This is a genomic window from Roseivirga ehrenbergii (assembly GCF_001593005.1).
Lineage (GTDB): Bacteria > Bacteroidota > Bacteroidia > Cytophagales > Cyclobacteriaceae > Roseivirga > Roseivirga ehrenbergii.
In genome coordinates this window covers 1-25,223 of the sequence record NZ_LQZQ01000012.1, presented here as the reverse complement: position 1 = coordinate 25,223, position 25,223 = coordinate 1, and the positions used below count along the sequence as shown (strand labels likewise).

23 protein-coding genes are annotated in these 25,223 nt (G+C 38.8%); 9 read left to right on the top strand and 14 right to left on the bottom strand.

Translation table 11 applies throughout. The annotated features are described in order from the left end of the window. Positions 1–9 precede the first annotated feature (9 nt). The 3 genes from MB14_RS08385 to MB14_RS08375 are packed head-to-tail and all read right to left on the bottom strand — an operon-like array spanning position 10 to position 2,315. Positions 10–417 (bottom strand): hypothetical protein, encoded by a 408-nt coding sequence (locus MB14_RS08385; RefSeq protein ID WP_062591127.1) that lies wholly within the window; start codon positions 415–417, stop codon positions 10–12. A 7-nt stretch (positions 418–424) separates the two neighbouring features. Then, positions 425–1,759, bottom strand: coding sequence for a hypothetical protein (locus MB14_RS08380; RefSeq protein WP_062591126.1), 1,335 nt, complete (start codon positions 1,757–1,759; stop codon positions 425–427). Next, positions 1,746–2,315, bottom strand: coding sequence for an RNA polymerase sigma factor (locus MB14_RS08375; RefSeq protein ID WP_062591125.1), 570 nt, complete (start codon positions 2,313–2,315; stop codon positions 1,746–1,748). The genes MB14_RS08380 and MB14_RS08375 overlap by 14 nt, the downstream gene beginning before the upstream one ends. 253 nt (positions 2,316–2,568) lie before the next feature. On the opposite strand from MB14_RS08375, the gene MB14_RS08370 reads away from it, so the two are divergent. After that, positions 2,569–3,786: a type IX secretion system plug protein gene (locus MB14_RS08370; RefSeq protein ID WP_062591124.1), complete on the top strand. Its 1,218-nt coding sequence runs from the start codon at positions 2,569–2,571 to the stop codon at positions 3,784–3,786. On the opposite strand, the gene cas6 is transcribed toward MB14_RS08370, so the two are convergent. From cas6 to MB14_RS08350, 4 genes are all read right to left on the bottom strand, one after another. Next, a complete protein-coding gene (cas6, locus tag MB14_RS08365; protein ID WP_062591123.1) occupies positions 3,783–4,601 on the bottom strand; it encodes a CRISPR-associated endoribonuclease Cas6 in 819 nt (272 codons plus the stop codon). The two genes, MB14_RS08370 and cas6, sit on opposite strands and share 4 nt — an antisense overlap. 135 nt (positions 4,602–4,736) lie before the next feature. Beyond that, on the bottom strand, positions 4,737–5,834 hold the full coding sequence (gene ychF, locus MB14_RS08360) for a redox-regulated ATPase YchF (protein ID WP_053223188.1): 1,098 nt from the start codon (positions 5,832–5,834) through the stop codon (positions 4,737–4,739). 9 nt (positions 5,835–5,843) lie between these two features. Next, on the bottom strand, positions 5,844–6,929 hold the full coding sequence (locus MB14_RS08355) for an AI-2E family transporter (protein ID WP_062591122.1): 1,086 nt from the start codon (positions 6,927–6,929) through the stop codon (positions 5,844–5,846). A gap of 60 nt (positions 6,930–6,989) precedes the next feature. Next, on the bottom strand, positions 6,990–7,331 hold the full coding sequence (locus tag MB14_RS08350) for a DUF3276 family protein (RefSeq protein ID WP_062591121.1): 342 nt from the start codon (positions 7,329–7,331) through the stop codon (positions 6,990–6,992). Between the two features lie 191 nt (positions 7,332–7,522). Here MB14_RS08350 and MB14_RS08345 point away from each other — a divergent pair, with 191 nt between their 5' ends. Next, positions 7,523–8,428 carry a DUF58 domain-containing protein gene (locus tag MB14_RS08345; RefSeq protein WP_062591120.1) on the top strand — a complete coding sequence of 302 codons (906 nt, stop codon included), beginning with the start codon at positions 7,523–7,525 and terminating at the stop codon, positions 8,426–8,428. Between the two features lie 65 nt (positions 8,429–8,493). Here the strand turns inward: MB14_RS08345 and MB14_RS08340 are convergent, their stop codons facing one another. Further along, positions 8,494–8,838: a 4Fe-4S binding protein gene (locus MB14_RS08340; protein WP_053223184.1), complete on the bottom strand. Its 345-nt coding sequence runs from the start codon at positions 8,836–8,838 to the stop codon at positions 8,494–8,496. A 151-nt stretch (positions 8,839–8,989) separates the two neighbouring features. On the opposite strand from MB14_RS08340, the gene MB14_RS08335 reads away from it, so the two are divergent. Then, a complete protein-coding gene (locus MB14_RS08335; protein WP_062591119.1) occupies positions 8,990–10,000 on the top strand; it encodes an acyl-CoA reductase in 1,011 nt (336 codons plus the stop codon). A 58-nt stretch (positions 10,001–10,058) separates the two neighbouring features. Continuing rightward, positions 10,059–11,777 carry an amidohydrolase gene (locus MB14_RS08330; RefSeq protein WP_062591118.1) on the top strand — a complete coding sequence of 573 codons (1,719 nt, stop codon included), beginning with the start codon at positions 10,059–10,061 and terminating at the stop codon, positions 11,775–11,777. Between the two features lie 80 nt (positions 11,778–11,857). Here MB14_RS08330 and MB14_RS08325 read toward each other — a convergent pair whose 3' ends face one another. The 3 genes from MB14_RS08325 to MB14_RS08315 form a co-directional block, all read right to left on the bottom strand. After that, positions 11,858–12,496 (bottom strand): response regulator, encoded by a 639-nt coding sequence (locus MB14_RS08325; protein ID WP_062591117.1) that lies wholly within the window; start codon positions 12,494–12,496, stop codon positions 11,858–11,860. Then, positions 12,493–14,694: an ATP-binding protein gene (locus tag MB14_RS08320; RefSeq protein WP_165899465.1), complete on the bottom strand. Its 2,202-nt coding sequence runs from the start codon at positions 14,692–14,694 to the stop codon at positions 12,493–12,495. The genes MB14_RS08325 and MB14_RS08320 overlap by 4 nt, the downstream gene beginning before the upstream one ends. Before the next feature lie 201 nt (positions 14,695–14,895). Next, entirely contained in the window at positions 14,896–15,360 is a 465-nt protein-coding gene (locus MB14_RS08315; RefSeq protein WP_062591115.1) for a hypothetical protein, read from the bottom strand. Between the two features lie 227 nt (positions 15,361–15,587). Here MB14_RS08315 and MB14_RS08310 point away from each other — a divergent pair, with 227 nt between their 5' ends. Together MB14_RS08310 and MB14_RS08305 are read left to right on the top strand one after the other, a co-directional pair. Beyond that, a complete protein-coding gene (locus MB14_RS08310) occupies positions 15,588–16,247 on the top strand; it encodes a hypothetical protein (protein WP_062591114.1) in 660 nt (219 codons plus the stop codon). Positions 16,248–16,466: 219 nt separating this feature from the next. After that, positions 16,467–17,306, top strand: coding sequence for an endonuclease/exonuclease/phosphatase family protein (locus MB14_RS08305; RefSeq protein WP_062591113.1), 840 nt, complete (start codon positions 16,467–16,469; stop codon positions 17,304–17,306). A 6-nt stretch (positions 17,307–17,312) separates the two neighbouring features. Here MB14_RS08305 and MB14_RS08300 read toward each other — a convergent pair whose 3' ends face one another. Further along, complete coding sequence (locus MB14_RS08300) at positions 17,313–17,945, bottom strand: 2OG-Fe(II) oxygenase (protein WP_062591112.1); 633 nt, start codon at positions 17,943–17,945, stop codon at positions 17,313–17,315. 147 nt (positions 17,946–18,092) lie between these two features. Between MB14_RS08300 and MB14_RS08295 the strand changes: the two genes are divergently transcribed. The 3 genes from MB14_RS08295 to MB14_RS08285 all read left to right on the top strand — a co-directional run bounded on the left by MB14_RS08295 (position 18,093) and on the right by MB14_RS08285 (position 21,964). Beyond that, positions 18,093–19,706: an ABC-F family ATP-binding cassette domain-containing protein gene (locus MB14_RS08295; protein ID WP_062591111.1), complete on the top strand. Its 1,614-nt coding sequence runs from the start codon at positions 18,093–18,095 to the stop codon at positions 19,704–19,706. A 112-nt stretch (positions 19,707–19,818) separates the two neighbouring features. Next, the gene (locus tag MB14_RS08290; RefSeq protein ID WP_062591110.1) at positions 19,819–20,733 is read left to right on the top strand and encodes a glutaminase; all 915 of its coding nucleotides are present in this window, start codon (positions 19,819–19,821) and stop codon (positions 20,731–20,733) included. Positions 20,734–20,827: 94 nt separating this feature from the next. Continuing rightward, complete coding sequence (locus MB14_RS08285) at positions 20,828–21,964, top strand: AI-2E family transporter (protein WP_084376009.1); 1,137 nt, start codon at positions 20,828–20,830, stop codon at positions 21,962–21,964. On the opposite strand, the gene MB14_RS08280 is transcribed toward MB14_RS08285, so the two are convergent. Beyond that, entirely contained in the window at positions 21,954–22,889 is a 936-nt protein-coding gene (locus MB14_RS08280; RefSeq protein WP_062591109.1) for a PorP/SprF family type IX secretion system membrane protein, read from the bottom strand. The two genes, MB14_RS08285 and MB14_RS08280, sit on opposite strands and share 11 nt — an antisense overlap. 4 nt (positions 22,890–22,893) lie before the next feature. Next, positions 22,894–25,223, bottom strand: a 2,330-nt coding sequence (locus MB14_RS08275) for a Calx-beta domain-containing protein (protein ID WP_157716558.1), incomplete at its 5' end; no start/stop codon positions are given.

Here is a 25,223-nt window from a genome sequence, read left to right as displayed (position 1 = left end):
AACCTGACACTAAAGTTCAACTATTACACATTTACCATCCACGCAAGTCACTTCTGGAACAGCCATTATACTACAATCACTTATCAAGCCAAACCTACGATTTACTTCATCTTGCAATGCAGTGTATTCATTACTTTTCTTCTCTAAAAGGGCTTCATCGACATTGCTGCCATAAATCACATAAGTTGAAGGGCCACCGCAAGCCTTTTTTCCATAAACTAATACTTTGCAGTCACCTCCACCATTGCATGACTTATCTGCAATCATATCTTGAATGTCATTCTGAATTTCATCTAATCTAACTAGGGCTTCCTCCAAGGTGGTGTTCTTATCTAAACCAAACTCATCAATTTTAGAACAACTCATTAGTACGTACAACCCTAGAACAATGCCAAAAGCAATCACTAACTTTCTCATATCAATACTATTTGCGGTTTAAGAAATAATTTAAGCTAAAGCCTACGCCCACCACAGATGGACTAGATGGAGATGAAGTTTCCTGATTGGTAGAGTTTAAAAACTTCCTGTAATAGCCCTCGGCCGAAATACCCCATTCTTCACTCAACTTATAATTTAATGCCAAAGCACTTAAGCCCGCCACATTAAAACGGTCAAATAAACCATCATTTGAAAAATTCACTTTACGAACCTCAAGCGACTCTAATTCACCTTTTATTTGATAACTCAGGAAATAATCGGCACTAAGCCCAGCCTTCATTTGCATATTAAATTTACCTAGATCCAATAACTTGAATGATGCTTGAACCGGAATAGAGATACTCTTAATTGTATTGGTAATATCATAATTACCCGTAAAATACACTTCGCCAGCATAGCCAGCAGGAAGATAAATTGGGTACGAAACCCCGTTTTCAACAGAGTAAGCGTTTGATTGATTGGCAAAACGATACTCAGAATACCGAACCCCTAAATTCAAGCCCCATCTATCTGTTAGTTCAAAGCCTAAGCCCGCGCCAAAACCTAATGAGCCTAATTGTTTATCGTTACCATTACTTACCGAAGATAAAGCAAACCAATCGCCTGTTGCACTACTTTGCCTTGACAACATGTCTAGAGAATTGCCAGATGGATTTGGGTTAAAACTTCCTCCACTCAAACCTCCAGTTAAGGCTAAGGCTTTCGGTTCATCTCCTATGAATCCTTCAGTTTTATAATCTTTCAAATCCAATGAAGCCACCATATGCTTCATGTCCCATAAACCCTTTAATATATGAATGCTACGCTGCGGGGCTCTTAGTTGAGCATAATCTAGCTGCTCAACATTTCTTTTAAATTCGGAAGATTCAACCAACGCCATCGCCTTATTTTCTTCTTTCTGAAAGAGTTCTGAGCTAGGGTATAACTCAGAATTATGGTTTGAGTTTGAAGCTTGAAGCCTAGTACTTATTTCCTCATCCAACTGGTCATTTGTTGAAGGTTTATCAATAGGTGCTAAAATACCATCTTGATCCTTTGTGTTTTGTTTATCTGTATCACTTTCAGATGACTTACTCTGTACCTCAGCTTTACTTTCCTTTGTTACGCTTTGTTCGTTCCCTTTAAAGCGATCAGAAAAAAGAAAACCAAAGCTTAAGATCAAGGCTATACCAGCCGCAATACCATAAGTCTGCCAATAGAAGAACACTCCTTTCTTCTTTTTAGCTTTTAAACCAGCTTCAACACCAGCCCAAACGCGATCAGAGGGCTTAAATTCAGCCCCTTCAAACATTTCCTTTAACCCATTCTCAAAATCGCTCATCTGACAAATAATTAGTTTGAACAACTTTATTGGCATCATCAATCATTGATCTTAAGAGCACTCGTGCTCTGGAATATTGTGACTTCGATGTGCCTTCACTTATCTCCAACAATTCTGCAATTTCCTTATGCCCATATCCTTCAATTGCAAACAGGTTAAAGATGGTTCTTGACCCCACCGGCAATTTCTGCATCATGGCTAGAATTTCTGTAAAATGCATGTTAGAGAGTGTCAAATCAGATTCAACATGCATAAGTGCCACCTTCTCTATATCTAGCATGGGTTGCTGATACATTTTCTTTCGGTTATGATTTATGGCCGTATTGATTACAATCCTTTTTAACCATGTCAGAAATTGTGCTTCCTTTCTAAATGAATCTAAACTGTTGAAAATTTTAATGAATGCATCTTGCAAAATATCCTCTGCGTCTTCTTGAGACTTGGCATAGCGCATTGCCATGGGCATTAGTTTTTGCGCATATCGGTCATAGAGCTCTCGCTGAGCCTTATGATCCCCTTTTATGCTTCGCGCAATTAAATTTTCGTCCAGGTTCATTAATAGAAAAGTACCGGTTTCTTTCTTCCGATTTGTTAGACACCAAACACAAAGTTATGGTTGTAAACGTTATGTAGTTAAAGCTTAAAAATTAAGATCGGCACAATCTTCGCACCAAAATAGGTGGAAACTCTAGTTCAATTAATAATTTATGTTGAAAGCAAATGATATGTTAATTTGCACCAAAAGCATCACTTTGAAATTAAAATCAATTTTAGTTTTAGTATCATCCATTTTCCTTCTGCAACCCTTAATGGGTTTTCAGACAAAGAAGGAGTTGAGATTTGGAGACGAAGTGTACGAAAGCACAATTAAGACTGTCCGGATGTATCCTGAAGGCAGCTCCATTCAAAGCAGCCTTGCTCCTGCCATTGCTGAACTAGATCAAACCACAAAACTCTTACTTGAATTTGATGACCTGAGAGATGATGCCGATTATTACTTTGTGCAATTTATTCATTGCAATTCCGATTGGACGCCCTCTGATTTAAGACCAAACATGTATCTGAATAACTTCAATGAATTTGAAATTGAAGACTTTGAGTTCAGTAGCGAATCCAAAATCAATTATGTCCATTATAAATATCGCTTACCTCAATTTCAGTCTACAGGTAACTATATAGCCGTTGTTTACAGAGACAGAAATAAAGAAGACATCATTTTGAGCAAACGATTTAGAGTCTATCAAAATGAAGTAGGTGTAGGTGGAAATGTATCTCGCTCTAGTTCGGTAGGCGATAGATTAACCCATCAGCGCATAGAAGTGACCATGAGTTATGGCAACCTTAACAGCATTGACCCAAGACAAGATTTCAAAGTGATTGTTAGGCAAAATCAAAGGCCAGATATGCAATTGAAGCTTAATCCTACTTTTATTGATGAAAACAGCAAGGTAATCCGTTATCAGAATTTGGGTAGCGAAAATGATTTTCTTGGTGGAAATGAGTTTAGGTATTTTGACCTAAGTACGGTAAATTTTAAAGGTAGAAATGTGATTGACGCAGGTTTTGAAAACAACAAACCATTTGCACAATTGGGAATAGATGAGATGAGGAAAGATGGTTATTTCCAAAATCTGGATCTTAATGGTCAATACTATATTCGTGATTTAGAAGGAGGTGGCACTTTTGCAATAACTTCGGAATATATAGCTACCACCTTTAGTTTGAAAACCGAAAAACGGCTTACAGATATTTACTTGCTTGGCGCCTTTAACAATTGGAAGAGAGACCATCAATCGAAACTAAAATGGAATGCCCAAAAAGAAATTTACGAAACAGAATACCTTCTGAAACAAGGCTGGTACGATTACTCCTATTGGAGCGCAGACCCAACAGCACCAAATGAGTTTGAACAAAGCTTTTTTGAAACCGAAAATCTCTACGAGATTTATGTTTACTTCAAACCCATTGGTGGACGTGGAGATATTTTAGTTGGATATTCTAGAATTGATTACAACGGCAGACGCTAGTCTTGCTCGGCAGAAATATTCTTTGAAAAGGTATATTGTGTTGACCTATCAATCGGATTTGCATTGGCCAAGTCAACCATTCCAAAGCCCTTGTAAGTATAATTCCCTATTCCGCAATTGAATATAAACTCTTGCACTTCCTTAGCGGCATACAATTTAAAAGGCAGCGTATAACCTCTTACTTCGTACTTTACATCCATATCGAACAAAGAGTAAATTCGAGCGAACTTCTTGTCCTTCTCCCTTAGTTTGTTTAAGTATTCTTTATCAGGAACAGCCTGAAATTTATTAAAGCCCTCAATTTGCTCAATGTTATATTGGCCCGACTCTTCCATTCTTTGTACAGTAGAGTCAAATAGAAAATCAGAGAATTCGTCCTTCTCGGGTTCAATAAAACGCTTACCTTCTGGACCATTGTAAGTAGCGGTAACAGGAATAATTGGGGATATGCATATATACTTCATCTCTGAAGTAAACTCTGGAAGTTTCTCCAACTCCGTGTTTTGAGGGATCAGCTGAAGGTTACCCAGTTCAAACTGATCGAACTTGAAAATTTCGGTGAGTACATAATCTATAAACTCCTTTTTAGGTGACGACAAAACAAGTGTTACCAAGTTTGAATAATAATGCAAACCTGTTCTACTCACCTTTGTCTGGCCTTTCAATCCCGAAAAACTGTAATATGGATAATCAATAAATTCCTTTGACCCACCATTCACAATCACGCCCTTTATAAACTGAGCTAGAATGTATTGGTGATGAAATGGAAGAACTGCCCCTCTATTCTTAAGCTTAAAAATAATCCTTACTCTCACAACAACTCAACTTTAATTAAAAAACACCCAATAACTTATACGGCTATAAATCAATTGGGTATAGCGATAACTTAATGTCGTCAAAGTTTGTTCAATGACAAGCGAAATTTTTATTGAATTGTTTTATAGCTGCAACTAAACATTGAATCTAAAGTGCATTACATCACCATCTTTAACAATGTATTCTTTGCCTTCGATAGACATTTTACCAGCTTCTTTTACAGCCACCTCAGTTTTATACTGCTCATAGTCAGCAATTTTTATTACCTCAGCTTTAATAAATCCTTTCTCAAAATCGGTATGAATTACACCCGCAGCTTGCGGTGCTGTCCAGCCTTTTTTGATCGTCCATGCCCTCACCTCTTTAACACCTGCTGTAAAGTAAGTAATTAGGTCTAAAATTGAATATGACGCACGAATCAACTGGCTTAATCCAGATTCTGTCAATCCATATTCCTCAAGGAACATCTGTTTTTCATCTTCTTCCTCCAGTTCAGCAATTTGAGCTTCAATGGCAGCAGAAACAATAATCACTTCAGCGTTTTCTTCCTTCACTCCTTCGCGAAGCGCATCAACGAATTTATTACCCGAGTTAACAGATGCTTCCTCTACATTGGCCACATATATTACGGGCTTAATGGTAAGTAATTTCAAATCACTTACTGCGGCTAAATCTTCTTTAGTAGCTTCTACAGCCCTAGCGTTTTTACCGGCCTCTAGTGCTGCTTTAAATTTCTCTAAAATTGCGAGTTCTCTTTTGGCTACCGCATCTCCCGATTTCGCTATTTTCGAATTCTTAAGAATTTTCTTCTCAATCGACTCAAGGTCTTTCAATTGTAATTCTGTATCAATTACTTCCTTGTCGAACATAGGATCTACTGAACCCGCCACATGCACTACGTTATCGTCTTCGAAGCAACGTACTACGTGAAGAATGGCATCTACTTCTCTAATATTGGCCAAGAATTTATTCCCCAAACCTTCACCTTTTGAAGCCCCCTTTACCAAGCCAGCAATATCTACAAACTCAATTACTGTGGGCAACACTCGTTGTGGATTTACCAATTTTTCTAACACCTTCAACCTAGGGTCTGGTACAGTAACCACCCCTACATTGGGTTCAATAGTACAAAAAGGAAAATTTGCTGCCTCTGCTTTGGCACTGGATAATGCATTAAAAAGGGTGGATTTGCCCACATTTGGCAATCCTACAATCCCACACTGAAGTCCCATGGTAATTTGCTATGATCTGAAAATACTGTACTGTTTATATCCCCTTCTAAGTTCGACTACCGACACCCTGATAATAGTATATGCAGGAATAGCAGCGATCATTCCGGAGATGCCCGCTATAGAAGCGCCCGCAAAGATAATAACAAATATTTCTAACGGATGTACTTTAACAGATTTGGAGAAAATCAATGGCTGAAGTAGAATATTATCTGTAAGCTGAATTACAGAAAACACCGAAACAACTTTTACAATTAAGAATAGATAATCATTTGAAGTGACTAAGTCGGGCGAAGTAGAAAGCCCTACAATAATACCAAATGCCGAACCCAATAGTGGCCCTGCATAAGGGATAAGGTTGGCCAAAGCTGCAAAAAGGGCAATGGTGAGCGAATATTTGATTCCCATAATTGTAAGCCCAATAGAAGCCATAGTAAAGATGACCGTTACTTGAAAAGAGAGGCCAAGAAGATAATTTGAAAGCAGTTTTTCAATTTTATCTAAGGCTGCAATGGAAACTTCAAAATACTTATTAGGAATCGCTACAATAATACTATTCCTTAAAAGCCCCTTTTCATAAAGCAAAAGGAAAGTAATAAAACTCAATGCCAGCAAGCCTACAAAAAAGCTACTCAAAAACGACAAAATAATATTGAGAATACTCTGTACCTGAATCTTACTTATAGCTTCAGTAATAGTATCGCGCAAGCCCTCCACCAAAAAGCCTGGCGATTCATTCGACAGCCTTTTTTCAAGTAAAAATTCTTCGAACGACCTAATAGGTTCAAGAATGCTCTCGGTAACGGAATCGATATCTAATGTAGAAAGTAATGATATTTGATCGTCAATTAGCGGAATGAACAAAATAACGAACAAGGTAAGCACCAAAATCATAGCACCAAAAGCCATCAGAATAGCTAACCACCTAGGTACTTTCAACTTAAAAAACCTGGCTCCGCTAATCTTTTCAACCAAAGGCCTTAAAATTGAAGCCAACACCAACGACAATACCAGGTAAGTAAAAATGCTGGTAAAAAAATATATGAACAGAAGCAAAGCTGCTATAATCAGAGCGATATATATGGCTGTTCTTTTCATATCAAAAAAAAGAGCTCCTGAGAAATCAAGAACTCTTAAGTTTTCTTATTTAAAATTTTCTTAATCCCACTTCAAATCCGATCCCTCAGAAGATGACTCGGCCAATACTTCGTCATCATTATCAAACTGATCAAAGTCAAATTCGGGCATTAGTTCGGTTTTTACATGATCCACTGCAGAACCAAATGCCTCCATAAATTTATTAAAGTCTTCTTTGTAAAGGAAAATCTTATGCTTTTCATAAGTAAAACCATCGTCCTTATACTTCCTTTTGCTTTCCGTAATGGTAAGGTAATAGTCGTTTGAGCGTGTTGACTTTACATCAAAAAAATAGGTTCTCTTACCTGCCCTTACCCTCTTCGAAAAAATCTCATTCTTGTCACTATCCTTGTTCTCTTCCACTATTCAACATTTAGTTTGGTAAATTACCACGTAGATATAACGCTAAAAACTTATCCAATATAAGCCAATAATAATTACTATTGCAATAGCCGAATGTATAATTCCGTAAACTTAATATATAGAAAACAGTACTCTATTTGGTATAAAGATTCGCATAAAGGCGTATTTTAGACCTTAATTCAATTTTGCTTATGAAGTTTTCTCTAGATGACGTAAAACAATTTACAAACATTGAACTCCTTGCCAAACAGATGGTTGAAGGCTTTATTACGGGACTTCACAAATCGCCATACCATGGTTTTTCGGTAGAATTTGCAGAACATAGGCTTTACAATACAGGGGAAAGTACGCGCCATGTAGATTGGAAGATTTTCGCCAAGAACGACCGTTTGTACACTAAACGATACGAAGAAGAAACCAACCTTAGATGCCAAATCGTAATTGATCAGTCTTCGTCTATGTATTATCCAGAGCACAATTATGGAAAAATGCGATTCAGTGTGTTGGCTGGTGCGGCCCTTACTTACTTGCTACACAAACAACGAGATGCTGTTGGCCTACATACGTTCAGTGACAAATTAGAATTAGAAACCCCAGTAAAATCGTCTGCTTCACATATTCATAAGTTGTTCATTCAGTTTAATAGTTTGCTTGAAAAGCAGAAAACTGAAAAACGAACCAATGTCGCTACCATTCTCCACCAGTTGGCGGAAAAAGTACATAGAAGATCGCTGATCGTTATTTTTAGTGATATGTTCGATAATGAAAATAATGAGGCTGAAATATTAGCAGCACTTCAACATTTAAAACACAAGAAACACGAAGTCCTGCTTTTCCATGTTACTGACCATAAAACAGAATTTGATTTCGATTTTGAAGATCGCCCTTATGAGTTTATAGATTCTGAAACCAAGGAAAGGATAAAACTGAACCCTGCGGCCATTAAAAAGCACTTCAAAATTCAAATGGACAGCTATTACAAAGAACTCTACTTGAAGTGCGCAAAACTGAAAATCGACTTGATTGAAGCCGACATTAACTTGGGTTTCGACCAGATTTTAAATTCATACCTAATCAAGAGAAGAAAAATGGCTTAATTTTTTAAGCACAAAAAAAGCCTTCATTACTGAAGGCTCTCAATATATTTTGAAAAAATAGCGAATTAAACGTGTAACCACTCTTTTTTGGCCATTAACTCTTCTTCCGTTTCTCTATAATCTGGGTCATCTACACAGCAATCAACTGGACAAACAGCCGCACACTGAGGCTCTTCATGAAAACCAGTACACTCTGTGCATTTTCCTGGAACGATGTAATAGAATTCATCTGAAACAGGCTCTTGCATATCATTAGCGTCCAACACAGTTCCATCTTCTAATTCTACTTCACGAAGGTCAGTACCGCCAGCCCAATTCCATTCTTGGCCGCCTTCATATATAGCAGTATTCGGGCATTCTGGTTCGCAGGCCCCACAATTGATACATTCGTCAGTTATAATAATTGCCATTTCTGATCTCCTTTGTAGTTTGTAATCAATTCATAAACAAAAACTATCTGACTAAGTTTCTTCGCCAAAGGTTTTTATTTGCTGCAAAACTAATCACTATTTTGACTTTGAAGTAAACATAAGATGTATTTTTGCCCAAGATTTACAGAATATGATACTTAAGGAAAGAATTCAGGCCTTTGCCCAGTTAGGAGAGCGAATCAAATCGCTAAGTAATGCTGAAACCGACAACCTCTGTTTTCGTGCAGGCAATGGAAATTCGTGGTTTACAGCGGAAAGCGTTCAACAGGCGCTCAATGCTTGGAGCGAATCTCTAACGGAAGAATCACTTTCTACTTGGGTTAAGGATTATGTACTTGAGCCCACCACCCCTAAAAAAGTTGGTTTGGTAATGGCGGGCAATATTCCATTGGTCGGTTTTCACGACCTACTTTCAGTACTTATTTCTGGGCATATCGCCATGGTAAAGCTGTCTTCCCAAGACAAAATCTTAATGCAGTTTATGATTTCAGAAATCAACGCCATTTCAAAAACGCTCGGAACTAACATCATTCATGCTGAAAGAATGAATGAAGCGGATGCCATAATTGCCACGGGTTCCGATAACAGTGCCCGCTATTTCAAACACTATTTTGCCAAACACCCACACATAATCAGGCAAAACCGTACGGCTGTTGCAGTGATTAAGGGCGATGAAACAGCTGAAGAACTCACCAATTTTGGTAAAGACTACTTCCAATATTTTGGTTTAGGCTGCAGAAACATCTCAAAAATATATGCGCCCAAAGGTTATGATTTCGTGAAATTGATCGATGCACTTATGGGCTATGAAAAGGTTCTCGACCATCATAAATACCGTAATAATTACGATTACAATAAATCTATCTATCTCGTAAATGGTGAACCACACCTCGACTCTGGTTTCTTCTTAATGAGAGAAAGCGAAGCGTTGGTCTCTCCTATTTCAGTGCTCTATTATGAGTATTACACCAGCGAAGCAGAGCTAGACCTTACCCTTGCCAAACATCATGACAAAATTCAGTGTGTGGTTTCTGCCAATGGTTGGTATGAGGGAAGTATCCCTTTAGGAAAAGCGCAACAGCCCGAACTTTCAGACTATGCCGATGGGGTTGACACCCTAGAATTCTTGAGTGGAATATAAAGCCGTTGTAGCTTTCAAGCAAAAGGATTAGATTCATCAGCAAAATCAATCCTTAACTATGAAAACCACTTCTAAACTCCTTTGCCTAGGGCTATATCTTTTGCTCACGGTACTCTCTTGCAATTCAGCCGACACGGCAGATGCCATTTATACCAATGGACACATTTACACCTCTGACATCAGCAACTCGAAAGTTGAAGCGGTTGCTGTCAAGGATGGGATGATCGTAGCCACAGGAAGTCTGACCGAAATTGAGGCTATGAAAGGCAAAGAAACGAAAGTAATAGACCTTAATGGCAAAACCATGACCCCGGGCTTTATCGAGTCTCATGGGCACTTAATGGGCATTGGCTATAACAAACTAGAACTGGATTTAATGTATGTTAAAACCTATGATGAACTGGTAGAGAAAGTAGCAGAAGCCGTCCAGAAAGCTAAGCCAGGCGAGTGGATTACAGGCCGTGGCTGGCATCAAGATAAGTGGATTGAGCGCCCCGACAATATGGTAAAAGGCTTTCAAACGCATGACAAGTTAAGTGCAGTTTCACCAGATAACCCCGTTTATCTTCGACATGCCAGTGGTCATGCCACCTTTGCCAATGAAAAAGCGATGCAGCTGGCTGGTGTAAACCGATTGAGTATTGAGCAACTTTCAAGTCAAGTAGAAGGTGGCGAAATAATCAAGGATGACTTAGGCAACCCAACGGGAGTATTTACAGAACGTGCCTCTGGTTTGGTGGGGCGTTTAGTACCTGCAACTACCGAAGATAAAGACGACCAAGCTTTAGAAATGGCCATTCAAGAATGTTTGGAAAAAGGAATTACTAGTTTTCACGATGCTGGCTCAGGCCAGAACTTTATCGATAGATTAGAGCGATTTAAGGCCGAAGGAAAGCTTGGAATCAGGATGTATGTTATGCTTACAGGAAGATCGCCAGAACTGCTTGAACGTTGGTATGAAAGAGGCCCTATGATCGACCCAGATCATTATGTAACTGTCCGCTCTATCAAATTAAATTGCGATGGTGCTTTAGGCCCTCGCGGTGCTTGGCTTTTAGAAGATTATACCGACAGAGCTGGCCATACAGGTCACGAAACACTGCCAATGGAGATGGTAACTGAAGTTTCAGAACAAGGGCTTCAGCATGGTTTTCAGGTTTGCTCTCACGCCATTGGCGACCGTGCTAACCGAGAAATCCTAGATCGCTATCAAGCTGCTTTTGAGAAATACCCTGATTTGGCCACAGATCACCGTTTTAGAATTGAGCATGCACAACATTTGAGTGGCGCAGACATTCCGCGATTCGGGCAATTAGGCGTAATTCCGGCCATGCAAGCCATTCACATGAGTTCAGACCGACCTTGGGCAATTGACAGACTGGGTAAAGCTAGAATTGAAGAAGGTGCTTATGTATGGCAAGACTTACTTAAATCTGGGGCAATTATTCCAAACGGAACCGATGCACCAGTGGAGCCTGTTGATCCCATCCCTTCTTTTTACGCATCGGTTTCTCGAAAAACATTAGCGGGTTTACCCCAAGGTGGATTCGAGCCTAATCAGAAAATGACGAGGGAACAAGCACTGAAATCATTTACCATTTTTGGTGCGTATAGCGAGTTTGAAGAAGACTTTAAAGGCAGCATTGAGGTGGGTAAAGTAGCAGACTTTACTGTTTTCGATAAAGACATTATGACAATTCCCGAAGCGGAAATTCTAAACACCAAAGTTACGATGACTATTGTGGGTGGGAAAGTTCTTTATGAAGCCGAACAGTAAGCTCGTTAGTAAATTAACTTTAATCTAAAGAGTGCATCAAAAACGGGGTTGTTTAGCAAAGGTAAAAAGTTATCTAAACACTAAATAATCCCCTTTTCCATTGAAAAAGAGATCAGTTCTGCTGTATTCTTTACTCCTAACTTGTGCATTATATTTCTGCGATGGGTTTTAACTGTATGCTCGCTAATAAAAAGGACTTCGGCAATGGCTTTACTGTTCATCCCCTTCCCAATACAACCAATAATTTCCTTTTCTCTGTCAGAAAGTTGATCTACTAAGTTCCCCTCACTTGGGTTTTTATTACCTCGTAAATAGTCAAAAATTTGATTATTGATTTTAGGGTGAAAATAGTTTTCTCTTCTACTTACCTTTTCAATAGCCTCTGTCAACTCCGCTTTTGACGCATCCTTAAGAATATAGCCTTGCGCACCAGTTTCCAATGTTCTTCTTATATATTTCATGTCTTGGTGCATGGTGAGCATCAAAACCGGCACATCTAAACCTTTGCTTTTCATCAACTCCAACACCCCTACACCATCAATTAATGGCATACTGATGTCCATCAGAATCATATCTACCTCTATTTCAGAAAGTATGGAAGGAACGTTGTTTCCATTGGTTGTAATTTTTACAATCTCAATTCCATCATTGGGCTTAAACATAGAGCGAACTCCTTCACCAAATAATTGATGATCATCTACAAGCAAGGCGCGTATCATACTTTTAATAGGGTTTGTTCAATAGATATGGGTAAATCAATGATAACCGTAGTTCCTTTTTCAGACCTACTGTCTACTTCAAACTCCCCATGCAATTCAGTAATTCTTTCTTGTAGGCTTTTAAGCCCCATCCCTTGCGAATTCTTCATTAAGAAATCAGCATCAAAACCACGACCGTTATCTTCAACAATAATGTTGATAATATCTTCTAAACAAGTTAATTGGATGGTAAGCTTTGTTGCCTTTGCGTGTTTCAACACATTACTTACGAGCTCTTGAATTACTCTATAAGCCGTAATTTCAATGGTTGAATCTAATTTTTCAGCGCAGTTAGAAGAATGAAATGACACCTGAATTTTTCCTGATTGAGAAATAGAGTTGGCCAAATCTCTTAAAGCAGGTACCAAACCAAAAGCTTCTGAAATGCCCACATGCATAGAATGAGAAAGACTTCGGATATCGACACAAGCCTGATCTACAAGCTTAGCCAAGTGCTGCATCTGCTGCTCACTTTCAGGAGTCACTTCCTTATTAGAAGCCACTGTGGTTAAATTCACTTTTACCGTAGCCATTAAGCTCCCGAAGTGATCGTGTAATTCTTTCGCGATTCTCTTACGTTCTTGCTCCTGACCTTCCACCATTGCCTCAAGGGTTTTGGTTTGCTGCTGAATCATCAACTGATTTACTTCCTTGTTTCGCGATTCCTTTTCTTCATTAATCTTCAATTTAGTAAGTACTAGGCGCTGTCTAAAGTAGAAGTAAAATATGAGTGCCAGCACAAAGAGCGCAATAGCTAAAACAATAAATACTAACTTATTAGCTGCTTCTTTGGCCGCCAAAGCCGCATTTGCTTCGCTTTTAGCATTTACCACTTCGTTTTCTAGTTCCAATTGAGAAATCTGTTCGTCCTTCTTTTCAGATTCATAGATTTCTCTAATCTCAGCCAGTTGGCGTGATTTTTCCACATTATCCAAGCTGTCTTTTACTGTTTCATACTCAATTCTAAAATCAAGAGCTTTGCTGTTATTGCCTAAGGCTTGATACACTTCAGACAAACCAAGTAGAGAACCACGTACTAAAGATGGCAACCTCAATTCCCGACCTATGGATAACCCAGCTTCATAATTTTTTAATGCCTCTTTGTACTCCTTTACTTCATAGTTGGTTACCGCCAAACTATTATAGATATTGCCCAATTCCACTCTTTCATTTACCTCACTTTGATTTAGAATACTTTCCGCATAATATGCTTTAGCTTTTACAAAGTCCTTTAATCGCGCATAAGCCTTGCCTTGTCCATGACGTACAAGCGCCAAATCGCCTGGTCGCCCCTTTTTAATATAAAGGTCTTCGCTCATCTTATAATACTTTAATGCTTCCTCAGGATTATTGTCTTTTAGATAAACCTCACCCAAACCCAGAAATACATCCGCCTTATCTAAATCATTATCCATGGATTCATAAATCTTCAAACTTTCCGAATAGTAATTTAGGGCTTCAGGAATATTTGCCATGTAACTATGAAGAGCTCCTATTTTATAATAAGTGTTACCCTCTTCTAACTTTAAGTCCAAAGTTCTATACTCACTCAGCGCTTTCAAGTAAAAGTTTAAAGCAAGTTGGTAATAGCCCAATCTGAGATAAGCACCTCCAACATTATTGTAGTTTCTTGCTAAGTCTTCTTTGTGATTTCCTTTTGAATATATTTTTATAGCCTCTTGGAATTTTGTTATAGCAGTTTGATACTTGCCTACATCAAAATAATAAGTACCTAAATTTGAAATCGTTAAAGCCAAAGAAAGCGTATCGTTGAGTACGCTCTTGATGTCTATACTCCTTTGATAATATACAAGGGCACTATCGTGAAGTTCTAATGCTCTAAAAGCAAGCCCCATATTCTGCAAAGTCTTAGCAATTCCTAAGGAATCGGAAAGTAGCTCCTTATATTTTAAACTAAGTTTATACTCGTCAATGGCTGAGTCGATTTGACCTTCTCTTTTAACTAAGAGACCAAGCAAATTATGGCTATCCCCGAGTACTTGATAATGCTTTATTGGAGTGGCGATTTTGATGGCTAACTCTCCGAATTTCTGAGATTCAGCATAATTTCTAAGCCCATAATAAGTTTTAGCCTTAATCCAGGCATTTTCTGCCTGAACTTTCTGTACATTCTCTTTAAGGGCTAAATTCTCAGCCATGTCAAGAAGTAATAAAACTGAATCTAGGTTATTTTTTCCTATTCGATCAGCATCTTCTTGTAGTTGTTTTATTCTAGATTGATCCTGAGGTGTAAAACCATAGGTTGAACTGGATATAAATAAAACTATGAGACCAAGCCCTAAGCGAAAAATTAACAGACTGAAAAAATTACCTGATCCCATAGTTAAATTTAAAATTGATTATACTTCTCCTTCATCCTCTACTGTTACTTTGGTAGCTTCACCCTCCTCTGGGTCTCCGTGCACTGGAATAACAAAGATTTTCTTTCTTTTAAGTTTGGCTGAAAATTCAACTGTGAAATCAGCATGAATTACGAAACACTGTTTACTCGTTGGGTCTACCGTATTTTGCTTGAAATTAACATAAAAAAACAATTCAGATCCCATATAATCACAAACTAAGGGAGTCTTAGGATCTAAAACAAAACCTTCAGGAGCAAAAATAACCACGTGCAAACGTTGCGCTTGGGTATTTTCAACTTTGGTCATCCTTAAAAACGGACAAAATGATTCAGGGAATGCGAGAGGGTCTTTTCCAACACCCTTCGTGTTTTCGAAAGCTAAGTTTTCAGCAACAATACATGTAGCTACACCATAGGATCCACCAGGACCCAACGGATATTGGTCATTAATAACATTTGACATAATCTTAATTTTTAGTTTTTAGTTGAAATCCCTTCAAAAATACAAGCGCTAATCTTTTGGCTGATACCTCTAAAGTGGTATCGTGAAATTACTACTTACAGCGGATTAAACCTTTCCTTTTATCCCTCAATTTTGGGATGTCTTAAACTTAGATCAACGGAATTTCTTCAGACACATCTGGTAATGGTGTTATGAAGACTTATTGATTCATCAAGTAAAAAGCCACTATGGGAACTACTGAACTAATAATTATTAACGACTGGACAGAAGAGATAAAGGTATATCTTACTTTAGATGAGGGAGAGGAGTACGTCTCTGACATCAGTAAAATACCCTTTGTTAAAGAAATAACTAACCCACATCAAGGCTACTTTATTTTAGGCCCTAGTAAATTCATTTCGTACAATTCTCCGAAAGGCAAGACATTCAGTGGCAATATCGCATTCAATTCTCCACCCCTGAATTGCCCTACAAATGACTTCCCTATGGGAATTAACTTGGCCGAATTCACTTTAAATTCATATAGTTCCAACCCGAAAAGTTGGGAAACCGTGGATATCAGTAATGTATCAGGGGCAAATTCATATATAAAATTTCTTTTAACAGATGGAGAGAATTGGAATGCTGGGCCAACCCATCCGAATGTAACAAAGTTCAAAAATGCTCCACTTGGCAAAAACATCGGAAATATTGGTGTTTTTCCATATGGCTGCGACATATGCACGGCAAGCGTGTCTCCTCCATTGTGTAACAACAAACCTTTGGGCGCGCCATCGCCCCCAGTTCCACAAACTGAAGCCATTTGTAACATCCAAAGAGCATCGGCAAATGCAGGGGGCACAGTGTCAATTTTTTACATGGGGCCAATACCAGGTGATATGATTTAGATTAAAGATTTTCGCTAGCAGTTGGATTAAATGGTTATCCAATCATAGTGGTGTTTAGGAGAGGAAAGGTGCCGTACGGGCACCTTTTCCTTTTTATAGCCTTCTAAATAAGCAAGGATAGCTAAGCCTAGGTCAACGCGTACATCTCTGGCCTAAATTTTGGTTACCCAAGCCCAAAGATTGTTTCGTTATCTCCAAATCAATTACGAACTTTGGCCTATGCGTAAATTACTCGTTCCCCTATTCACCATTCTACTGAGCATAAATCTAATTGGGCAAACCCCGATTAAAGTAATGACTTATAACATTCGCTATGACAACCCGAATGATGGAGAAAATCATTGGGAGTTGCGTAAGCGCTGGCTTGCTAATCAAATCAACTTTATCGAGCCAGATGTTTTGGGAATTCAAGAAGGACTTGCGCATCAGGTTACTTTTTTAGAAGATGCACTACCCACATATAACCACATTGGGGTGGGTAGAGATGACGGAAAAGAAGCTGGAGAATACACCGCAATTTTTTTCAAAAGTGAAAACCTAGAGCTGATCAATCAGAACACTTTTTGGCTTTCGGAAACTCCAGAAAAACCTAGTGTAGGCTGGGATGCCGCACTCGAAAGAATTTGTACCTACGCCCTATTTCAACATAAGGCAACCAATAAGAAATTTTGGGTTTTTAATACCCACTTCGACCATGTAGGAGATACAGCAAGGGTAAATAGTGTAGACCTTATTACTGCTGAAATTAACAAGTTGAATATGGAAAACCTTCCCGTTTTTTTAATGGGAGATTTAAATCTAGAACCAGGCTCGGAGCCGATTCAAAAGTTAAGTTCAAAATTAAATGATTCACGACATTTTAGCTCAGACCTAGTATTTGGCCCAAAAGGCACTTTCAACGGGTTCAAATTTAATGAGCCCGTAACTAAACGCATCGACTATATTTTTACTAATCCTTATAAAGTTGAGGTAAGAAAATATGCCGTGTTAAGTGACTCCAAAGACAAAAAATACCCCTCTGATCATTTACCAGTTGTAGTGGAAGCTGTCTTGAAGTAACAAAGTCTAGCCTAACAAATAGCCTAAAGTGGAAGGCTGATATAAAAGCCAGCCAGTTAAACTGTAACGATTCACCTGAGTTTTCATAACCTCATGAGGGACCGTGTCACTTTTAAACATAACACATCGGCCTGCAAGCGGCTCTACCAATAGCTCATCACCATTTTCTTTAAAAACCTTAAGTTCTCCACCATCTCCAGGTTTCCAACCCACATTGAGGTAGATAATCACTGAAATCAATCGGTTACTTCTGCCTTTAAACTGATCAATGTGTTTTTTGTAAAAAGTACCAATAGGGTAATGCGCCAAATGGAATTCGCAGCCCGAAAGACTGAGGTAACAAAGTTGATTAAGTTGTTGAATCAATTCATCTGACAGCTGAAAAAACGACTCCATCTCTATATCATTCTTCCGTTCCAGCCAATAGATTTTATCTCCGCGAATTGATTTCTCTAATTGCTTATGATTTAATGCACCTATAGCCGCGTCAGAAAAGCCATCCATCTCTAGGCGATCGATAAAATAGGTACGGATATTCTCAAACAATTGCTTATCGAGAAAATCATCAATTACTACAAAATCATTTTGTGAGAGCTGATCAACCCAGTCAATCCACTGCTCTTCCGAGAACTTAGTCATGTAAAAAAAGCCTGCGAAAGTAATCAAGTTTCAATAAACATAACTCACTTATTTTTAATAGTTAAGCATTACAAATCATAAAATTGCCGCTATACTTCCCTTTCCCATTTGATCGCCTTACCTTTGCGGCCTTAAAATACGGTCGCTATGATATCAACCCAAAATGTTTCCCTTGCCTACGGTAAAAGAGTATTGTTCGATGAAGTAAACATAAAGTTTACTGGCAACAACTGTTATGGTGTAATTGGAGCCAACGGAGCAGGAAAATCCACCTTCTTAAAAATACTTTCTGGTGAAGTTGACCCAAATTCAGGTCAAGTTATTTTAGAACCAGGTAAAAGAATGGCGGTATTAAGTCAGAACCACTTTGGCTTTGATGAACATACGGTTTTAGATACCGTAATGATGGGACACACCACGCTTTGGAACCTGATGAAAGAAAAAGAGGCCATTTATATGAAGCCTGATTTTTCTGAAGCAGATGGCATTAAAGCCTCTGAACTTGAAGGCCAATTTGCCGAAATGGATGGTTGGAATGCTGAATCAGACGCAGCCTCATTACTAAGTGGTTTGGGTATTACAGAAGACCTTCATTATATGTTAATGAAAGACCTTAACGGTAGCCAAAAAGTCCGTGTACTTTTAGCCCAAGCTTTATTTGGTAACCCAGATATTTTGATTCTAGATGAGCCTACCAACGACTTGGACATCAACACCATTTCTTGGTTAGAAGACTTCTTACTCGAATTTAAAAACACAGTAATCGTAGTATCTCACGATAGGCACTTTTTAGATACGGTTTGTACAAACATTGTTGATATCGACTTTAGCCAAGTTAAGTTATACACTGGTAATTATTCTTTCTGGTATCAATCTAGCCAGCTGGCCTTATCACAAAGATCTTCGGCCAACAAAAAAGCAGAAGAGAAGAAAAAAGAACTACAAGAATTTATCGCCAGATTTAGTGCAAACGCATCTAAATCTAAGCAAGCTACCAGTAGAAGAAAGTTGTTGGAGAAGATTAACTTAGATGATATTCAGCCTTCTACCAGACGATACCCTGCCATTATTTTTACTCAAAACAGAGAAGCCGGAGATCAGATTTTGGAGATCAAAGGCTTGAGCAAAAAGAGTGAAGGAAAAACCCTCATTAACAACCTAGATTTGTTTGTAAACAAAGGAGACAAAATCGCCTTCTTAAGCAAAGACAGTATGGCTACCACTGCGCTATTCGAAATATTGACTGGTGGCATGAAAGCCGACTCCGGTGAATTCAAGTTTGGCCAAACAATTACCCATTCTTATTTACCAAACGACAATGCCGAGTACTTTGAATCTAGCGACAACTTAATTGACTGGTTAAGGCAATATTCGGACGGAGAAAAAGATGAAGTTTACATTCGAGGTTTCTTAGGTAAAATGCTTTTCTCTGGCGAAGAAGTTTTCAAAAAATGTAGCGTACTCTCAGGAGGAGAAAAAGTACGTTGTATGCTTTCTCGAATGATGTTAAAGCAGGGCAATCTTTTGATTATTGACGAACCTACAAATCACTTAGATTTGGAATCTATTCAAGCTTTTAATAACGCTTTGAAGGACTTTCCAGGAACAGTGTTGTTCACATCTCATGACCACGAATTTACGCACACAGTGGCTAACAGAATTGTGGAGTTAGGGTCAAAAGGCTATCTAGACAAGCTAAGCACCTACGATGATTACATCGAAAATGCCACTTGGGCTGAACAGAGAAAAGCCATTTATTAAAAAATAAGAAAGAGGGTTGCTACAAACAATCCTCTTTCACTTTTGTTCTGTTCTCAATTTCTTTAGGTTTATTTAATTCTATTTTTCGATCTACCCCTAATTCAAGTAAAGAATGGAGTACAAACAAGCTTTTTCAAATACCTGTGATTTCCTCTCTAAAATAAACGACCCGGGCAAGGTAGCTTCCTACATTCCAGAATTGGGCTCGGTAGACCCCAACAAGTTTGGAGTGCACCTTACAACTATAAATGGAGAAAGTTTCAGTCATGGCGATTTCGATGAGAAGTTCTCAATTCAAAGTATTGCTAAGGTTTTATCACTAGTATTGGCCTATGAGTTGGAAGGTGAAAAGCTTTGGAAACGTGTTGGTGTAGAGCCCTCAGGAACGGCCTTTAATTCTCTAGTGCAGTTAGAACACGACAAGGGGATCCCCCGAAATCCACTCATTAATTCAGGGGCATTGGTAGTTTGTGATATATTAGTTGACCACCTGAAAAACTCCAAACAAACCTTTATTGAGTATATTAGAAAAGTAGCAGACAACGATTCTATTAATTACAATGAAAAAGTAGCTCAATCAGAGAAAGAGCATGGCTATAGAAATGCTGCTCTGATCAACCTGATGAAAGCTTATGGCAACATTGATGGAAATTGTGACGAGGTATTAGACTTCTATTTCCACCTTTGCGCTATTGAAATGACTTGCGCAGAACTATCTAGAACCTTTATGTTTTTAGTGAATGATGGTATTGACCCATTCACCAAAGAAAAGATTATAAGCACCGAAAAATCTAAAAGAATCAACACCTTGATGCAGCTTTGTGGTTTTTATGATGAAGCCGGAGAGTTTTCATTCAAAGTAGGGATTCCTGGCAAAAGTGGCGTGGGCGGAGGAATTATTGCTGTACTTCCAGAACACTTTAGTGTAGCAGTATGGAGTCCACCATTAAATGAGAAAGGAAACTCATATAAGGGAATGCGTTTTTTAGAAATGTTTAATCAAGCAACAGATTCTTCTGTATTCTAAAAAAATAGTCCATTCCTTATGTACTTTTGCACACCAAACTCGTATGAGTGTTCATTATTTAAGCACCTGAAATAACCGAGAGTAATAACAGAAAATGCAAGACAGTCCATTAAAAGATTTAAGAACAACAAATACCCTGTTGTTAATCATTGTGATTCCGCTGGTATTTTACCTGCTTAAGATCCTTTCTTTCATTTTCATTCCGCTCATTTTCTCAATGTTCATTGCGCTTTTGTTCTTGCCACTTATGCGCTGGTTCAACAAAAAAAACCTCCCCAAAACCATCAGTATCTTTATTATCTTCTTGATTATAGCCGGGGTACTTAAGGTGGGGATTGAATTGATACAGCTTTCAAGCAGAGAAATACTTTCGGCTGAAAATGATTTCTTCCAGAAGGCTGAGTCGAAAATCATTTCCATGATCATCTCTGTGGAAGAACTCTTTGGTGTTCAAATTCTGCAAGGGGAAAATCTTTTGGGCGATATTCTTGAAAAAGATAGCTCTTTTAAAAATGTAGGCTCTATTCTAGGGTTTGTTAAAAATACCGTTTCAATGACCTTAATGACGGCCTTCTTTGCCATATTATGGTTAGCCGAGTCTATCAACTTTCAAAAGCTTTTAAATAGCACCATTTTAAGAAAGGAGTTTGCATCAGTTAAAGCTTTTATGAAAATTGAAAAAGACCTCATCACCTTTATTAAGGTGAAATTTATAGTAAGTCTTTTCACAGGAATTGGCATTAGCTTAGCCTGCGTATTTTTTGGAGTAAGTTTCCCTATTTTTTGGGGATTATTTGCCTTTGTGATCAACTTTGTACAAATGATTGGATCATTCGTATCTGTTATACTGCTCGCGATATTTGCCTTTGTAGAAATGGATGCTAGCAGTACTTTGTTTTTCTTCATTCTTAGTATTACAGGAGTTCAAGCATTATTTGGCGGTGTGTTAGAACCTGTATTTATGGGAAAATCTTTCTCGATCAACATTATTACCATTTTAGTGATGCTTATGCTTTGGGGTTATATTTGGGGTGTTCCTGGGCTGATTATGTCCATTCCATTGACTGTATTCTTTAAAATAATTTTAGAGCAATTCCCAAGAACTAGAGTAATTGCCGATTTGATATCAGGACCAAAGAAAAAACCACCTAGACTACCTAAAAGATTACGACAGGTAGGAAAAAAAACGTATCTAACTGTGGATAAAGAGAACACCAATACTACCTTCTAAAAGTCTTCCTGCGATTCATTTTCTTGCTGATTTCACTTAATCCAAACTGAAGGTTGAATTCGTGAGAACCCGTATTTACCCGGCTTAATGCTACTGGACCAGTGGCTATATCATATGAATACGAGAAGTAATAGTCTCTCCCAATTTTCAACCTGAAGAGTAAATCGAAAGACTCGAAGGAACGGTAGGCAGTTCCAAACCAAACAGATTCCCTAATACCTATGAGAGTATTTATATCAAACTGTACTGGATCACCGGGTTGGAACTTAAATAATGTACTCAAATCCAAGGTCCACTGTGGATTCAGAAAAAAAACATAGCCATTATCAAAATAGAAGAACCGATGTATATCTGATCCTTCTTGTGAAGTGAATTGCTCGAATTTCTGGTTGACCAAGTTGGGGACGGATAAACCAATATGAAATCGATCATCGAAAACATAAACCCCTGCTCCAAAATTAGGACGAACGTAAGTTCGATCCTCTGCAATCAATGAAGGATCACTTGCATAACCATCTAGCTCCGAAAAGTTAGTTCGGTCGGTTAAAAGCCCCCCTTGTAAACCAAAGGAAACAAAGGTTTCATTGCTCACCTGAAGCGCATAAGAAGCGGTCATATATGCACCTGTTTGAGTAGTTACTCCTATTTTATCTCTTATAATAATTCCACCTAGAGAAAATGAATTATCATAATTAACGGGTGCGTGAAGGCTAAATGATTGAGTATTTGGAGCTCCTTCTATTCCTTTCCACTGATTTCTGAATAACAAAGATGCTTTCAACGTGTTTCCAACTCCTGTATAGGCGGGGTTGATTAGGTGACGATTAAATACATACTGGGTATTCAAAATCTGCTGCTGACCATATGCGCTTATAGAATGCCCAATGGAAATAATCAAGAATATTAATAGTCTTTTAAACTCCATTGAATTAACGTTTTAAAACAAAGAAACCTGTTATTGGGCGTTCTCCGTCTTTAAGATCCACCACATAGAAATATGTACCATTCGGAACAATTCGATCTCCATTGGTTAAGAAACCAGTGTTAGGAAATCCCCGCCAAGCTTTATCATTATTATTATAGCCCTGAATTTCAAAAACCAGATTTCCTTTTCGATTGAATATGCTCACCATATTCTCTGGGTATTTCTCGATGTCCTTTAGAATAAAGACATCGTTGATCCCATCACCATTTGGACTTAAAATTTGTGATGCCTCCACCTTATCAACAGTATCTAAATAATCGGGTGTACCGTCTCCGTCTGAATCACCAGTCCCTTCTTCTTCAGTCGACTTTCCGTCTCCATCATCATCTTCATCTAAGTGGTTTGGTACTCCATCCCCGTCAGTATCATCATTGGTTGGGTCTCCATCTTTGTTTACATCCTCATCCTTTGTTGGAACTCCATCGCCATCATCATCTGGGTCTAAATAATTGGGAATTCCATCATCATCGGTATCATCGTCTGTCAAATCTCCATTTCCGTTGGTGTCCTCATCACTATCTATTACACCGTCTCCATCTGAGTCCGTTAAATCTGGGGTGAAGATCACAAGCGCATTGTTGGTAATGTCTTCTCCATTTACCTGACCAGTTATTGTCACATCTTCAGCAACAGTGTTGGTTAAAGTTGCTGTATAAGTACCATCGGTATTGTCGACCACCGCACTTAAAGAGGCACTGCCTGTGGTGGTCAGGGTTACTGTTCCTCCGCTGATCAATAGTGGGTCTCCGTTTGCATTGGATAATATCACTGTGATTATACTTGTTGAAACACCGTCTGCGACTAAGATTGATGGACTTGCTGTAATTGTAGTATTTGAATTCGCTGGATCAGGCCTTGCATAGTCGTCATCCTCTATCACAATATCCTGAGTGATATTGGTGCCCAATACAATCCCTTCCGAAGGATTGCTAATTGTCAAAGTCATTGTCTCTATTCCTTCGATATCAGAGTCGTCAGTAATCATAATCACTGCGGTACCTGAGGTCTCTCCATTAGAGATAGAGAGGATAGTGGAGCTGATGGCGTAATCGGTTGAGGTAATGCCCGCTCCACTAATCCCTAAGTCAACGGTTTTCCCTCCCACTACTTCACTTGAAGCTGTAGCCGTGACTATTATCATTGTTCCCTCCTTTTCCGAGCCATTATTGGTACTTACTGAGAGGCTTACTTCTGGAAAATCATTATCTGTAATTACCACATTCTTAGTTGTAGTTGCTCCTAGCGTTATTCCAGCAGAAGGGTTGCTAATGATTAGCGTGGCTGTTTCAGTGCCTTCGATATAAGTATCATCAACAATGGTAAAAGTAGCAGTACCAGTAGTTGTGCCATTTAAGATGGTGATTGTAGTGGCACTTAAGCTGTAATCCGTGCCAGTAATTCCAGTTCCACTTACGGATAGGTCGATGGTTTGGTCGCCTGTAACAGCTGCGGAAGCTGTGGCGGTTACGGTAATGACTGTTCCGGCAGCTTCTGTTCCTGCGTTGGCAGAAACACTAAGTTCAACAGTTGGATTTGGTGCGACATCATTATCGGTGATCGTGATACCCTGCGTTGTTGTAGCACTAAGCGTTATTCTAGCAGATGGATTGCTAATGGTTAGCGTGGCTGTTTCAGTGCCTTCGACATCCGCATCGTCAAGAATAGTGAAAGTAGCGGTGCCAGTAGTTGCTCCATTTAAGATAGTTATTGTTGCAGCGCTTAGACTGTAATCCGTACCTGTAATTCCTGTTCCACTGACAGTAAGATCAACGGTTTGGTCGCCAGTTACCGTAGCAGATGCTGTGGCAGTTACGGTAATGACTGTTCCGGCAGCTTCTGTTCCTGCGTTGGCAGAAACACTAAGTTCAACAGTTGGGTTTGCTGCGACATCATTATCGGTGATCGTTATATTCTGTGTTGCGGTAGCTCCTAGGGTTATTCCAGCAGATGGATTACTTATCGTTAGAGTAGCGGTTTCAGTGCCTTCGATATCAGTATCATCAACAATGGTGAAAGTAGCAGTACCAGTAGTTGTGCCATTTAAGATGGTGATTGTAGTGGCACTTAAGCTGTAATCCGTGCCAGTAATTCCAGTTCCACTTACGGCTATGTCAACGGTTTGGTCGCCTGTAACAGCTGCGGAAGCTGTGGCAGTTACGGTAATAACTGTTCCGGCAGCTTCTGTTCCTGCGTTGGCAGAAACACTAAGTTCAACAGTTGGATTTGCTGCGACATCATTATCGGTGATTGTGATACCCTGCGTTGTTGTAGCAC